11 protein-coding genes are annotated in these 14,060 nt (G+C 67.4%); 3 read left to right on the top strand and 8 right to left on the bottom strand.

Going from position 1 to position 14,060, the window contains the following annotated elements:
- Positions 1–32 precede the first annotated feature (32 nt).
- Entirely contained in the window at positions 33–3,494 is a 3,462-nt protein-coding gene (locus ENSA7_RS24485; protein WP_106091761.1) for a TonB-dependent receptor, read from the top strand.
- Positions 3,495–3,504: 10 nt separating this feature from the next.
- Here the strand turns inward: ENSA7_RS24485 and ENSA7_RS44095 are convergent, their stop codons facing one another.
- From ENSA7_RS44095 to ENSA7_RS24470, 3 genes are all read right to left on the bottom strand, one after another.
- Positions 3,505–3,975 carry a hypothetical protein gene (locus ENSA7_RS44095; protein ID WP_181234060.1) on the bottom strand — a complete coding sequence of 157 codons (471 nt, stop codon included), beginning with the start codon at positions 3,973–3,975 and terminating at the stop codon, positions 3,505–3,507.
- Positions 3,976–4,042: 67 nt separating this feature from the next.
- Positions 4,043–5,392 carry a radical SAM/SPASM domain-containing protein gene (locus tag ENSA7_RS24475; protein WP_106091760.1) on the bottom strand — a complete coding sequence of 450 codons (1,350 nt, stop codon included), beginning with the start codon at positions 5,390–5,392 and terminating at the stop codon, positions 4,043–4,045.
- A 75-nt stretch (positions 5,393–5,467) separates the two neighbouring features.
- Positions 5,468–6,127, bottom strand: coding sequence for a YqaA family protein (locus ENSA7_RS24470; RefSeq protein ID WP_244923896.1), 660 nt, complete (start codon positions 6,125–6,127; stop codon positions 5,468–5,470).
- A 193-nt stretch (positions 6,128–6,320) separates the two neighbouring features.
- Between ENSA7_RS24470 and ENSA7_RS24465 the strand changes: the two genes are divergently transcribed.
- Positions 6,321–7,124, top strand: coding sequence for a PASTA domain-containing protein (locus ENSA7_RS24465; protein ID WP_146158088.1), 804 nt, complete (start codon positions 6,321–6,323; stop codon positions 7,122–7,124).
- A 7-nt stretch (positions 7,125–7,131) separates the two neighbouring features.
- On the opposite strand, the gene ENSA7_RS24460 is transcribed toward ENSA7_RS24465, so the two are convergent.
- The gene (locus ENSA7_RS24460) at positions 7,132–8,343 is read right to left on the bottom strand and encodes a DUF4215 domain-containing protein (protein ID WP_106091757.1); all 1,212 of its coding nucleotides are present in this window, start codon (positions 8,341–8,343) and stop codon (positions 7,132–7,134) included.
- 105 nt (positions 8,344–8,448) lie between these two features.
- Positions 8,449–9,213 carry a helix-turn-helix domain-containing protein gene (locus tag ENSA7_RS24455; protein WP_106091756.1) on the bottom strand — a complete coding sequence of 255 codons (765 nt, stop codon included), beginning with the start codon at positions 9,211–9,213 and terminating at the stop codon, positions 8,449–8,451.
- Positions 9,214–9,299: 86 nt separating this feature from the next.
- Between ENSA7_RS24455 and ENSA7_RS24450 the strand changes: the two genes are divergently transcribed.
- Positions 9,300–9,740 (top strand): hypothetical protein, encoded by a 441-nt coding sequence (locus tag ENSA7_RS24450; protein ID WP_106091755.1) that lies wholly within the window; start codon positions 9,300–9,302, stop codon positions 9,738–9,740.
- 23 nt (positions 9,741–9,763) lie between these two features.
- Here the strand turns inward: ENSA7_RS24450 and ENSA7_RS24445 are convergent, their stop codons facing one another.
- The 3 genes from ENSA7_RS24445 to ENSA7_RS24435 form a co-directional block, all read right to left on the bottom strand.
- On the bottom strand, positions 9,764–10,639 hold the full coding sequence (locus ENSA7_RS24445; protein ID WP_146158087.1) for a hypothetical protein: 876 nt from the start codon (positions 10,637–10,639) through the stop codon (positions 9,764–9,766).
- A 171-nt stretch (positions 10,640–10,810) separates the two neighbouring features.
- The gene (locus ENSA7_RS24440; protein ID WP_106091753.1) at positions 10,811–11,470 is read right to left on the bottom strand and encodes a YwqG family protein; all 660 of its coding nucleotides are present in this window, start codon (positions 11,468–11,470) and stop codon (positions 10,811–10,813) included.
- A gap of 288 nt (positions 11,471–11,758) precedes the next feature.
- Positions 11,759–13,690, bottom strand: a complete 1,932-nt coding sequence (locus tag ENSA7_RS24435) for a sulfatase-like hydrolase/transferase (RefSeq protein WP_181234059.1) — start codon at positions 13,688–13,690, stop codon at positions 11,759–11,761.
- Positions 13,691–14,060: the final 370 nt, after the last annotated feature.

Here is a 14,060-nt window from a genome sequence, read left to right as displayed (position 1 = left end):
TGGTTGCATCACTGCTGGCTACCGGGATCTGCATGCTCGGATTCACTGGCGAGGCCCAGGCCGCGCCGCCATCGAGCTCACCCGCGAGCACGAGCGGGAGGATCTCGGGGGTCGTCAGCGGCGGCGATGACAAGGCACCGGTCGCCGAGGCGCTGGTGGTGTTGTCCTGCGCCTGCCTCGGGGCGGAGATCCAGGTCTACTCGAATGCGCGGGGGGTGTACTCGGTGGCTGGCCTGCCGGCCGGGCAATATGTGGTGCAGGCTTTCTACGACGACGCGACGGCCACCAGTCGCGTGGACCTGCCGCGCGGCGGCAACCTGCGGGCGCATCTGCGGCTGCGCGGGGATCGTCTGGCGGATGAGACGACGATCACCGTTCGTAGTCCCGTCGACACCCGCACGCCCGCGACGATCATGCGAATTTCGGGCGAGGAGCTGGAGCTCCAAAATGGCGGGAGCGCGGTCGACAATGGCGCGTTCTCGGGCGTGATGGACTCGGCTCCGACCGCGAACGACAACGGACCGCGCAGGCAAATGATCGGGCTGTCGGACGCGGAGCAGAACTACTCGATCAATGGCCACAACGCGAATGACGCGATTGGCGGATCGGCCGGGACGGATCTCATTCGCGAGTTCGTCAGCGAGGCCGAGGTGCTCGAGGCCGGGTACGAGGCCGAGCACGGCAACGCCTCTGGTGGGCAGATCAACGTGCGCCGGCTGGCGGGGACCAACCAAGTGCGGGGGACCGCGGGGCTCCGGTTCTCGCCGCGCTTGGCCGAGCCGCGCACGATCCTCGCGACCGACGAGGCGCTGCGCGTCACGCAGAACCCGGATTACGGGGGCGCGGCGTATGTGGCGATCTCCGGGCCGATCGTCAGGGAGCGGTTGTTCTTCTCGGTTGGGCTCAACCTGGCCGGCGCCAAGCACACGCTGACCCAGAGCTTCTATCATCGAGTGGATCTCGACGACTCGGGCGGATACGCAGATTGCCCCTACGAGAACGGGACAAACGACTGCGTGTCGAGCGGCAATTACATCGCCTCGCAGAAATTTGCCGATCAAAAATTTACGACCGGTGGCATGCAGGTCAGCTGGCTGGGCGGCCTTGACTGGCGTATTCGGGCCAATCACACGCTGGGGCTCACGGTGCTCGGCGGGCCGAACTTCTCGAAGACGAGCTATCGCTTGCCCTTCTCCGTCGACCCCGTCGCGTTTGGGACCAACCCCGACGCCGCGCTGGGTGGCAGCGCTCGGATCGCCACGGGGATCGTCAACGATCACTTTGGCACCGATCTCGGTATCAGTAACTTGGTCGGGCTCGAGTATCACGGTCGCGCCAACGAGGGCCGGATGGAGATCGACGCCCAGGTCAGCTACTGGCAAGGCTCGTCGCAGATGGCCTGGCGGCTCGAGGATCCATCCCAGCGCAACCGCCCGGCCACGCAAGAGCAGACCGCGAACGGCCGCAGCCTGATCGAGTACCTCGACCGCGAAGGCCGGACCAACCTGGTCCCCGGGGTCGAGTCTGCCTGCAACGACGCGACGCTGCCCGGCAACGCGTGTCCGGTCCGGACCTGGGTGTCGGGTGGGCTCGGGCAGTACGAGCGCGACGTCGCCCGGCGCGTGCAGGGGAGCCTGGATCTCACCCACTTCCTCGAGTCCGAGCAGGCCCGCGGCGGCAGCCACCAGCTCAAGTGGGGCGCGGCGGTCAGCTGGATGCAGCGCCAGAGCAGCTACCAGTACTCGGGCAGCAACGCCGACGACTTCATGGATCACGGCTGCACGGCCGATGAGGACGGGGGAGGGGAGTACTGCTACAGCGACGCGGGCGGGTACCGCTTCACTCGCTCGGATCGGGTCAACAACCACCGCTACGCGCTGGTCGACGGCAACAACCCCGACAACATCACCACCTTCGGCTACGGCACCGCCCGCCACGAGACCGGTGAGCTGCGGGCCCTGGCTGATCCGCTGGGGCGCGGGGCCCGGGTCGACGGCTACCAGGAGACCCTGTCGACCATGAACTACGGCGTGTACCTGCAAGATCGCTGGGCTGTCACGCCCAACTTGGTGCTGACCGGCGGCGTGCGCTGGGAGCTGCAGGACATGCGCGACATCTACGGTCGCAGCCAGGTGCTGATCTGGGACAACGTCGCGCCGCGGGTCGGGGCGGTCTACGACTGGACCCAAGAGGGCCGCAGTCGGCTCTACGCCAGCTATGGGTGGTTCTATCAGCCGCTGCCCTTGCAGCTCAACAGCCGCGCCTTTGGTGGGCTGGTCCAGGTCACGCGGAGCTACCAAAACAGCGACTGCTTCAATCGCGTGACCCAGATCAACGGTGAGAGCCATCCGCGGGTCGACGATGGCGGCCAGCCGACCGAGTGGTGCGTCGACGGGGGTGGCTCGACCACCGGCCTGACCGGCGGGGCCGTGGCGCCCGGCCTCAAGGGCCCCTACAACCAGCAGTTTCAGCTCGGCTACGAGCAGGAGCTGATCGAAGATCTGGTCATCAACATGCGCTGGGTCCATCAGGATCTCGGCCGCGCCGTCGAAGACGTCTCGACCAACGGGGGCACCGACTTCATCATCGCCAACCCGGGTCGCGAGGTGTCGAAGTCGGCGATCGCGGCCCAAGATGCCCTGTGCGCCGAGCTCGAGGCCACCTTCGAGGGCCTGCCCGAAGACGCTGACGCCCGCGGTCAGCTGGCCCGCGAGCTCTCGCGCTGCGAGTTCACGGCCGACGCGTTCCGCGAGATCGGCAGCATGTTTCCCAAGCCGATTCGCAACCTGGACGCGTACACCGTGCAATTGACCCGCCGCCTCGCCAAGGGCTGGAGCGTGCGCGCGAGCTACACCTATTCGCGCAATGTCGGCAACTATGACGGGTACACCGATCCCGTCAATGGCTCGATCAACCTCGGCGCCAGCACCCAGTACGACACGCCCGAGCTGGTCCGTAACAGCTACGGCCCGCTGACCGGGACCGTCCCGCACATGCTGAACCTCGACGGCATCTATAGCTTTGATCTGCGAAAGTCGGGGCGGATCACGCTCGGGACCAACATTCGGGTCCGCTCGGGCGTGCCGATCAGCGTGCGCACCGACACCGCGAACGCGCAATACCGCGGCGCCTACCTGACCTACCTGCTGCCGCGGGGCGCGGGCGGGCGAGTCGAGACCAACTACCGCGTGAATTTGACCGCCTCCTACACCTATCCGCTGCCCAAGGACCTCGAGCTCGAGTTCATCGGTCGGATCGTGAACGTCACCAACGCCAAGGCCGCCCTGCGCGTCGACGAGGTCTACAGCTTCGACGGCGCCCGCCCGATCGCCGGTGGGGACCTCAGCGATCTCAAGCACGCCAAGGTCCATCGCCCCGGCGGTGGGGCAGGGTTCTTCAACCGCGAGATCGTCCAGCCGCAGGGCAACTTCGGGGTCGAGACCCGGTTCCAGCAGCCGATCTCTGCCCAGTTCGAGCTGGCGCTGCGGTTCTAGCGAGAGCGGTCTAGAAGGGGACCGGGCCCGAGGGTGGTGGCGCGCCGCCGTAGTCGGCCCCACCTTCGTCCCCGTCGCCGTCTCCGCTGGTCGTGTCGCCGTCACCGTCGCCGTCGCCGTCGCCGTCGCCGTCGCCGTCGCCTTCGTCGCCATCACCATCACCGGGCCCACCGTAGTCGGCGCCGCCCTCCTCCGCGGTGGTCTCGGTCGTGTCGGTCGTCTCGCCGATGCCGCTCTCGCCGCTCTCGGACTCGGTTCCCGTGTTCATGCCGGTCGTCATGCCGGTCGTCATGCCCGTGGTCTCGGTGGTGCCGTCATCGCCACCGTCGCCGCACGCGAGCATGCTGAGCCCGACGACCAGCACCATCGCGCCGAGCCGCACGGGACTCGGCGCCGCGACGGTTCGGATCCCGGCTCCGCAGAATGGACACGCGGACTCATGAACTTGAACGTGGCGATGGCAGCCATTGCAGACGAGCATGGCCAGAGCATACACAAAACTCGGCGCGCTTACCGGGTCGTGGCACCCAACGGGCGCAGATCCCCGCTCACGCGTCGAATGGAACCCGGCCGTCTGGCAGCTCGTCCGCCCGGATCGGTCGGCCCGACCCCATCTCCTCGACCAGCCGAGACACCCGCGGCTCGGTGATCTCGACCGGCCCCTCGGCCTCGCGCCGGGCTGGATCCTTGTGCTCGCGAATGATCCGAAACAACCCATTGTCGAACGGCACCCCCTGCGCGGCCGCGACCGGCTCGATCCGCTCGCGCATGCCCATGCGGTCCATCTCGATCGCGCGGTGGTGGCAAAACGGGTTGTTGCCCGGCCGGCCCAGCAGCGGCTCGTTGGCGGCGGTGCACCCCGACATGCAGGTGGTCGCGTAGTAGCACTCGCGGCAGTAGCCCCACAGATCGTCGATCGTCCGGCGCCGGATGTAGGTCATCTCGGGCGCGCCCTGCCAGATCGGATCAAAGCCGTGCTCGCGCCACGAGCCGGCGACGTTGGCCGGGCCGCCCAGGCTCGGGCAGTTCTTGAGCATGCCGTTGCTCTCGATCCCGATCGTCGATTTCCCGGCCGAGCAGCCGCGGTAGTGCAGCTTTTGGTAGCGGCGGAGCTTGGCCTCGAACGGCCCGAAGTAGCCGAGGTTGTTGGCGGGCCAGATCCGCACCTTCAGCTGGTGGGCCCGATCCGCGATCCGATCGAGCTGCTCGAACAGCTCGAGGAACCGGTAGGGCTGCAAGATGATGTCGGCGTTGTCGGCCGCGTTGCCGTGGGCGACCGTGATCTGCAGCTGCCACGAGTGCGCCCCGGCCTTGGCGATGAGCTCGAGCAGCGGCTCGTGGTCGCCGAAGTTGACCTGGTTGATCTGCGAGTTGACCGAGACCTTGGCGCCGGCCTCCCGGAGGTTGCGCATCGCCTCGAACGCGCGCTTCCAGCTGCCTTCGCGGCTGCGCAGTCGATCGTGGGCGGGCTCGAGTCCGTCGATCGACACCGACACGCTCTGGATCCCGGCCTCGACCATGGCGTCGGCCCGGGTCTTGGTCACGCCGAGCCCGCCCGTGGTCAGCGTGCAGGTCATGCCGCGCTCGCGGATCCGGCGGATGACCAGCAAGAAGTCGTTGCGCAGGTATGCCTCGCCGCCGATCAGCACGACCTCGCCGACGCCGGCCTCGGCCAGGTCATCGACGAGCCGCAGGGCCTCGTCGGTGCTCAGCTCGTCAGGCCGGGCCTCGCCGGCTCGCGGCCCACAGTGGATGCAGCGGTGGTCACACGCGAGCGTGAACTCCCACACCGCCAGCGCTGGGCGGGGGGCGTCCTCGTTGGTCATGAACTTGCGCCCGCGGCCCTTGGGCAGCGAGGTCACGACGGGCAAGCGCTTGCGGGCGTCCTTGAGGCGCATACCGAATCATACGTGATCGCGCCGCGCCGTGCGGGCCGCCTCGCGGCCGACCAGCTTACTCCAGGCCAATTCAGCTCAATGCAGCGCGAATTTGAGGAGCACGAAGGTGCCGATCAACACGACGGTGAACCCGATCGTCACCAGGTTGAAGTAGCGGTCGATCAGGTCGCGGGCCTGGTCGCCGAACCGACGGATCACCGCGGCGACCAAGAAGAATCGAGCGCCCCGGCCAATGATGCTGGTCCCAATGAACGCCGGGAGGTTGATCTTCGCGACTCCGGCGGCCAGCGTGAACACCTTGTAGGGGATCGGCGTGAACCCAGCGGCGAACACGATCGGGACCCCGTGCTGGTTGTAGAGATCCGTGACCTCCTCGAACTTCGCGGCCGAGAACACCGACGGGATCAACAGCGGCTGAACAGTCGTCCAGAGCCCGTAGCCAATGTAGTAGCCGAGCACGCCGCCGATCACCGAGCCGGCTGTACACCACGCGGCGAACCGAAACGCTCGAGTTGGAGCCGACAGCGCCAGGGCGATCAGCAGCACGTCGGGCGGGATCGGGAACACGCTCGACTCCGCGACCGCCAGCAGGAACAGCGCCGCGACCCCATAGGGCGAGTCCGCCCAGCTGAGCACCCAGTCGTAGAGCCGCCGCACGACATTGGGCTTCTTGGCCGACTTGGGGTCCGGCTGGGAGCCCGGCTCGGTGGTGGGGGCCTGCTCAGGGTCGTTCACGGGGCGGGAAGGTAGCACGGGCCGCGCCGTGTTCGCGAGGGCGCAAGTCGCAGGTCGCGAGACCGCGCGAAACGGTCGCAGCGGGGTCCAAGCATCCATTCTTCGCAATCTCGGCCCAGCCGAGATACTCTGACAACCGGCCGCGGATCGCCGGTAGGCCGCGGAAGTTACACCTTTGGACCAGGCTCACCCTGTGCAGGACTACCTCAAGATCTTCTTGATCTCGCTCGTCACCTCGGTGGCGGTGCTGTTCTCACTAGGGCCATTCATGCTGCGCATGCAGGCCGCCGAGGGCCCGCGCGCCCAGGCCGAGGCCCCCGCGCAGCCGGCCACGGTCGAGACCCAGGCGCAGCCGGCTGCCCCGCAGATGACCGCGCCCAACCTGCAGGGTCTGAGCCTGCGTGACGCCCGGGACCGCTGGCGTGAGGGCGGGATCGTGATCATCGAGGACAGCCAGCGGGTCGACGCGAGCGTCGAAGTTGGCACGATCTTATCGCAGAGTCCGGCCGGCGGGGCCCCGCTGCAGACCAAAGAGATCCGCGTCGTGGTCGCCGCCGCGCCCGAGCTGCTCACTGTACCCAGCGTGATCGGCAAGTCGGCGATCTCCGCGACCGAGGCGCTGGTCAAGGCTGGCTTCGAGGTCCCCGCGCCGCAGTCCGAGCCCTCGAGCGAGGCCGCGGGCGTCGTGTTGCGCCAGGAGCCCAACGCGGGCAGCAAGAGCGAGAAGGGCTCGCTGGTTCACCTCGTGGTGGCGGGCGACGGTGGAGCTGGGGCGATCGCCCCGGGCGAGGCGCTGATCGAGGTCCCGAAGCTGCGCAACCAGACGGTCGGGAGCGCCCGCAAGAAGCTCGAGTCTGCCGGCCTGAGCGTCGGCACCGTGCGCGAGCGCGAAGACCCCGAGCTCGGTGGCGGCCGGGTGCTCTCGCAGGATCCAGACGCAGGCACCGAGGTCGCCCCCGGCACGGCGGTCGACCTCGTGATTGTCGCGCCGAATTAGTCGGCGATCACTGCTGAAAGCAGTAGATCGGCATCAGCACGTCGCACTCGATCTCGCCGCAGCTCGACCACTCGGACATGTTCGAGGCCGAGCGCCCGATCGTGCCGAAGTCGCTGGCGACGCCCGAAGAAAAGTCGAGGCATGTGCTGGCGCCTGGGGTTCCGAACTCGGTCGTGCCGGTCCGGGCCAGGCGGGCACTGCCGCCGCACATCACCGCGGTGTTGACCGACATCGCGCCGGTCTCGGTCCGCGCGACGGCGAAGTCGAGGCTGCCGTCGATCAGATCGGCCCAGTCGTCGGCCACCTGGTTGGCGTCCGGGAGCACGTAGGGCACGGTCGACTGGGTGAAGCGGGTCGCCGGGGACTCGTCGACCGTCGACAGCCACGCCATGTAGGTGCCCGGCAAGCCGGCGTCCTGGGCGAGCATGTTGCAGATCGCGTCGGCGCCCGCGAGCCCCCCAAGGTCGCCCGTGTGGGTCGTGCTGGTCGCGAACGCGAGCCGGAACTCCCACCCGCAGCTGGGCGAGCAGCCGTCCATTGCCATCAGGTTGGCGTCGTCGCACTCCTCGCCGACCTGCACGAAGCTGTCGCCACAGACCGCGCCCACGCAGGTGTCGTCGCAGCCATCGCTGTTGTCCATGTTGGCGTCGTCGCACTCTTCGACGCCGACCTGCACGAAGCCGTCGCCGCACGTGGCCGCGCTGCACTCGACGCAGTCGTCGTTGTTGTCGTCGTTCGTGTCGTCGCAGTCTTCACCCGGTTGCACGAAGCCGTCCCCGCAGCTGGCGAGCTCGCACGTGCTCGTGCACGTGTCGGTGTCGTCGATGTTGCCGTCATCGCAGGTCTCGACGCCCTCCTGGACATAGCCGTCGCCGCAGGTGGCCGGTTGGCAGAGGACGCAGTCGTCGGTGGTGTCCATGTTGCCGTCGTCACAAGCCTCGACGCCCTCGTGCACGAGGCCGTCGCCGCAGCTTGCGAGGGCGCACTCGTTGGTGCAGGTGTCGGTCTCGATCGTGTTGCCGTCGTCGCAGGCCTCGCCGGACTCGATGATGCCATTGCCGCAGATCGGGTCGACGGCGTCGCCGTCACCGTCGCCCGTGCCCGACTCGGTGTCGGTGTCGGTGTCGCTCGTCGCGTCGGGCGGGTCGGAGTTGCAGGCACCGAGCAGGGAGCACAGCGCGGCGGCGGTGAGGAGAGACTCTAGGCGGGAGTTAAGCATGGAGGGATTGGAGCGGATCTCGGGTGCTCGCGTCCAGTGTGATGGTGGGGGGGCGGCGCGAAGGAAGCGCACGACGTGTGAGCGAGTCACTCTCGATCTGCACCCTCAGGCGCGCAGGCGGCTTCGGCCGTTGAGGATCCGCGAGGCCGAGGTACCGAACATGTCACGAAAGCCGTGGCTGAGGTGCTGGGAGTCGGCGAATCCCGCGGCGAGGCCGGCTTGGGTCAGGGTCTCGCCCGCGGCGACGTGTTGAGTCAGCAGGCGCATCCGCTCCCACACTCGGTAGCGGCGCACGGGCACCCCGGCCCCCGCCTTGAACAAGTGCATCAAGCGGGTCGGTGAGAGCCCCACGGTGTCGGCGAGCTCGACGAGGGACAGCCCGTCGCTGGCGTGCTCGCGCACGAGCGCGGCGGCTCGCAAGACGCGGGGGTCGGGCGCCCGAGCGAGTCGTGGGCCCGAGAACAGCTCGGCTTGCAGCCGCGCCCGCGTGGTCGCCCGAGCGACGTCACCCCCATGAACCGCGACGAGGGTCGAGACCAGCGAGGGCGGGAGCGTGAGGTCGAGGCTGGGTCGCTGGGGATCCACGCCGAGCCCGGCCGCGAGCACCTGCGCGTCCCCGGTGAGCGGGAACATGTAGAGCGTCGTCATCAGCGTGTCGTGGCAAGCGAGCTCGTGGGCCACGCCAGCGGGCATCCACGCTGCGTGGGTGCGTCGCCAGCTGTCGGCCCAGCGCAGGTGGAACGCGCCATCGAGACCAACCAACAACGCCGCCGCGGCGTGCCGATGCCACCGCACACGACCGAGCTGGGCCACGACCAGGGCGCGATCGGGCCACAGATCCACATGAGCGGGCGTCCGCGGGCGAGCCATGGCGCGAGTCTATCGCTGTCGTCGGGCGACCGCAGCGACAGGTTTCGACAAGCGCCAGGCCAGCGCGCGTGGCATCCACACACCCGATGCAGCTCCCTGAGAAATTCGCGCTGTGCTCGGCGATGATCTTCTTCCTCGTTGGCCTGATCTCCGGGGTGTGGAAATACGCCAAGATCCGCGGGAGCACAGACGCCAGCGCGCCCGTGTATGTGGACATCTGTCACCGGGCTTCGCTGTTGTATGCGTTCGCCTGCCTGCTGCTCGAGCGGATGGTCGAGGTCGGCACGCTGCCCGTCGTCGTCGAGCTCGCCGCCTTGGCGGCGCTCATCGGCTTCTTCGCGTTCGCGGTGTTCGGCTACGCCCTGCACGGCTGGCTCGCGGACACCGACAACCAGCTGCGTCGGCCGCATGTACTCGGTCGCCGCACGCTCGCGCCGGGGTTCGTCCATGCCAGCATGATCGCGCTCGTCGGGGCGGAGCTGGGCGGCTTCGTGGTCCTTTGTGTGGGGGTGTGGCAGGCGTGGTGAGCGATCAGCACGCCGCGAGTGCCTCAACTCGGGAGCGCGCAGATACCCACGTTCTCGAACCCTGGCTGTTCGACCTCGAAGAAGGGCACACACTCCTCGTTGCCCGTGCAGGTCGCCGAGCCGTCGAGCGGACAAAAGGGGGTGCAGCAGCCAAACTCCATCACCGCGCAGTCTTCCTGGCTGGCAGCGGCGGCGCAGGAGAGGCCCTCGAGACAGGCGTTGACGTAGTCGCAGGGGGCCCCGTCCTGTCCGCCACCCTTCGCATCGGGGTTGAAGCAGATGAAGGGCGGCTGGTCGGTGCCATAGCAGGCGGCCTGGCCCTGGCAGTCTTGCAGCAGTGGGTCGCAGGTCGCCAGGCAGATCGGCAAAGCACCGTCGTTCACGACAATGCAGACACCATCGCCCCCCGAGGTGTTGGGGCAGCTCATGTCCGCCGAGCAAAACTCGATGCAGGCACCATTCTCCTGGTTTTCGTCAACGTTGAGGCAGATGTAGCCTTCGGCGCAGTTGTCGATCCCCGTGAACATGTCGGGGCCCTCGATCGCGCACTGATCCCCCGCTACACCGCCGTTGGCCGGCTCGGCCACGCACTGATTGGCGTTCCAGAGACCAGAGGCATCCTTGTCGAAGGCCGTGCACTTGAAGCCGGCGGGGCAGTCTTGAGCGATCGGGTCACACTCCTGCATGCCGCCGCCGCTGTCGTCCGTGGTCGAGGTGTCGGATGGATCGCCCGCCTCGGTGTCGGTGTCGGTGTCGGTCGTACCGCCACCGGTCTCGTCGGTCGCCCGGGTGTCGCCGCAGGCGGCAAGTAGAACGAATAGCCCGACGGCACGCCAACGCTCGATGTTGTCGAGGATGGAGCGGCGGCTTTGGGGGGTGGGCTCGATGTCGAGGCTCATCATTCCCCCGTGGTTCCGCTGGCCATCGTTGAGATCACGGCCGGACGAAAAATTGCCGCGCACGAGTGGACCGACTGGCGGGGTGACCAGGCGCGGCGCTGCGGATGGCCGACGCTGCTGCTTCAGCGGGGCGACGTGGCGGGCGACGAGCGAAGTCGCAGCCCTCGTGGGTCACCGCTGCATCTCGGCGTAGAACTCACCCGACTCTGGGTGGAAGTAGACGTTGAGCACGTCGTGGATCTCGACGTCGAAGCGCTCCTTCCCGAGCGGGTACCGATTGAGCTTGAGGACGAGCTCGTAGCTGCCCGGGTCTTCCATCAAGCCCAGGCTCTCGAACCCGCCGTAGACCGTGGGGTATCCGCCGAGCTGGCAGTGGCCGCCATCGTTGTTGGTCAGCCGCCGACGGAGGTCGTCGAGCTCCGCCTCCCACTGCCAGTCACCCAGTCGCTTGTCGTAAGGCAGTTCTTTGCCGTCGTTCAACACCAAGGCGCGGGCGGGAATCACCCGAACTCCGTCAGGCGCGCGAACTGGCGCGAGGTCCTCTCCTGCACCGTGAGCCCAGATCGTCACGTGATCGGCGTCGCCCCACTCCACGTATCCCTCTGCTTCGTTGAGGAAGACCGTGATCCAGCGAGCGTTGCCCGGGGACCAGGAGTCGGCGGCAAACCCGAACCGGCCGAGACAGGTCATGGCGTTCGGCCAAGCCGTACCCGATGGTGCGAACGGGGTCCCGCCCAGATACGAGGTCGTGGGGTCGACGCTCGCCTCGGCCCCGGGATGGAAGATGGTCACGTCGCGGACCAGTGCGTTCAGTTCTGACTCGTTCGGCATCTTGTCTCTCCGCGTGAGGCTACCAGTCCGCAGGGAGAAGGGGCGAGTCAGACCGTAGCGTGGGCACATCTGCGCGCTCGGTGGGGTCTGAGCAGGGGCGAGATGGGCTCGAGTGGCTCGACGTGAGTCAACCGACGTCGTGCAGCGAGGGTGGGCCCGAAGCCGAGTCGATGCGTGTGTGGCGAGTTGAATGTGTTCGTCGACGTCCCAGCCGCGCCGAGACGATTGATGCAACGCAATCGAAGAACACCGTCGGCACGAATACGAGTCGCCGTGCCAACGGCATCTCTAGAGCTTCTTGCCGAAGCGGTACAACACGCCGTTCCTGGTCGAGACGAAGCGCGTTGGGCTCACGAAGTGAACCATGAACTCGTCACCATTCGAGATCGAGCAGGCGTAGGAATGGTCCGAGCCGGGGATCAGCTCGTACTTGCCGGTCCAATGTGGCGACGCGTTCATCGTCCCGTCATCGGCGAAGGCCCAGGGGGTCGGGTGGAAGCTGCCGATCGCGCCGCTGTCGTTCATGGCGGTGACGGACCAACGTGTATCTGCGGGGTTGAAGCTCATGACTGTATCCTGGGGTGTGATGATGGGGACGGAATTTTTAGCGTTGCTCAGAAACTGCTCGCGCAGGACCGCGTAGAGCTCGAGGATCTTGGCCTGGTAGTTCAGATCGCTGACCGTGAAGGTCCCGTCCGAGTTGGCCGTGAGCGCGTCGATCGGGGTCTCGACCGACGAGCCGGGGATCCCCTCCTCAGGGTCGAGGCGCGAGAATTCGTAGTCGTAGACCTGCTGCGTGGTCGGCTTGCCGTCGCGGTCCACGACCTGGGACTGGGCGTTCGTCAGCAGCTTGCACGTGAGCTTGTACTCGGACTTCGTGTCGCTGGCCGAGGCGTTGATACCCGGACTGGTCCCGTTGCTGGGCTCGAGGAACATCTGGCTGAAGTTATGGGTCCGCGTGGTCCCCCCGGTTCCAGTCAGGTGCGGGGCAAAGCTGAGCGAGTCGGCGGTCGCCCGGTCCGAGCCACCAGCGATGTCGAGGACCGTGTTGTAGACATCGATGATATGGGCCGGGGAGGCGACGGTCCGCGCGGAGCCTTGGATGTAGCAGGGCGCCTTGCCCGCGAGCAGGCCGCCGTCCGCGACGATCATCGGGACGTGGATGCCACCGATCGACTCGGTGCTCTTATCGTCGCCGAGCCGCTTGTCGACGCTCTGGTTGGTGTCGGCGTCGCGGTCTTGGGTGCCGTTGTCGCCGACGAAGATGATCACCGTATTGTCTAGCTGCTCGTCGATGGCCTGGAGCAGATCTCCGACGTAGTGGTCCATCGACTCGAGCATCGCAACCAGCATCTCCTGGACCGTCGGCGCGGCCGGGTTGGTGATCGTGTCGGCCCGAAAGGTCCCCGGCGGGGGCACGTGGAAGGGGTCGTGTGGCGTGATCAGGTTGAGGGCGACGCACCACGGGCGTTCGCCGGCCTGAGCAGCGATCCAGCGCTTGGCGTCCTCGACCTGGTCTTCGGTGGCGTAGGGGTAGTCCCGCGCGCTCGGTGGCTGGTTGGCCTCGACGGTGCCGTCGGCTTTGACGATGTCCTTCTCCCAAATATAGAAGCGCAGGTCGGGGTTGTTGGCCAAGAATGTCTCGTCGTACTTGGCGGCGAGGACGTCGGCGGCGGCCCTGCACTTCTCGGCTCGACTGCTGCCCTCGGCGTTGCGCAGCCGATCATAGCCGATGCGCGAAGGCGGCGGCGGAAAGCCGTACTGGCGGACACCATCGACGCGTAGGCCTCCACGGAAGATCCCGGCGAAGTAGTTCCAGCCCCACTCGACAGGGTTCTTGCTCGGCCCGAGGTCCCACTTGCCGAACATGGCGCAGCGATAGCGGTCGCCGAGGGCCTGGGCGAGGCTGACGACCGGCTCGCCGGTGACAGTCTGGTCTGGAAGCTCATCGCCGCCGCCGGTCGGATAGCCGAGGCCGGTCCTCCACGGCTGGGTGCCCGTCCACAAGCTGGCGCGCGTGGGCGTGCATACGGGGTGGGCCCAGGCATGCGCAAAGTGAACACCGTTGGCGAGCAGATTCGAGAAGGTCGGCAGGCGCACCGGACCGGCGGTGTCGCTCTCGCCCTCGACCTTGGCGAACACCGTCTTGGCCTGTGGGTTGATACGAAACGCATCGACGCCGATGTCGTCCGCGAGGATGATCAGAATGTTGGGGGTCATGTCGCTTCTCTTTCGTGACTTCATCCAAGTAGATCAGCCGTGCAGCTCCGATCCAGGTTCTCCCGATCAGGCTCATGACCAGGCTCACGCACCCGCCGGACCCGCACCGCTGCGGACCAGTCGGGGCTCACGATCACCAAGGACGAACGGCGCTGCCTCGGTGTGCCACAGATCATGACCCGCGCCAACGCGCAGTGAGACCAACATGCCCGGCCACGTCCAGGCGGGGCGCGACGCGACCTTCGAGGTTCAGAGTCAGAAATTCGAAGGCGGACCCATAGGAGAGACCTACGAGCTGGGGCACGGGCGCGCGCGTGTTCGCGGTGGCGTCCGTCAGCGCGCTGTCGACGCGCGTATCCGCAGGTTGGGT

It is taken from the genome of Enhygromyxa salina (assembly GCF_002994635.1).
Classification (GTDB): Bacteria; Myxococcota_A; Polyangia; order Nannocystales; family Nannocystaceae; genus Plesiocystis; species Plesiocystis salina_B.
This window is presented reverse-complemented; position numbering and strand designations above follow the sequence as displayed.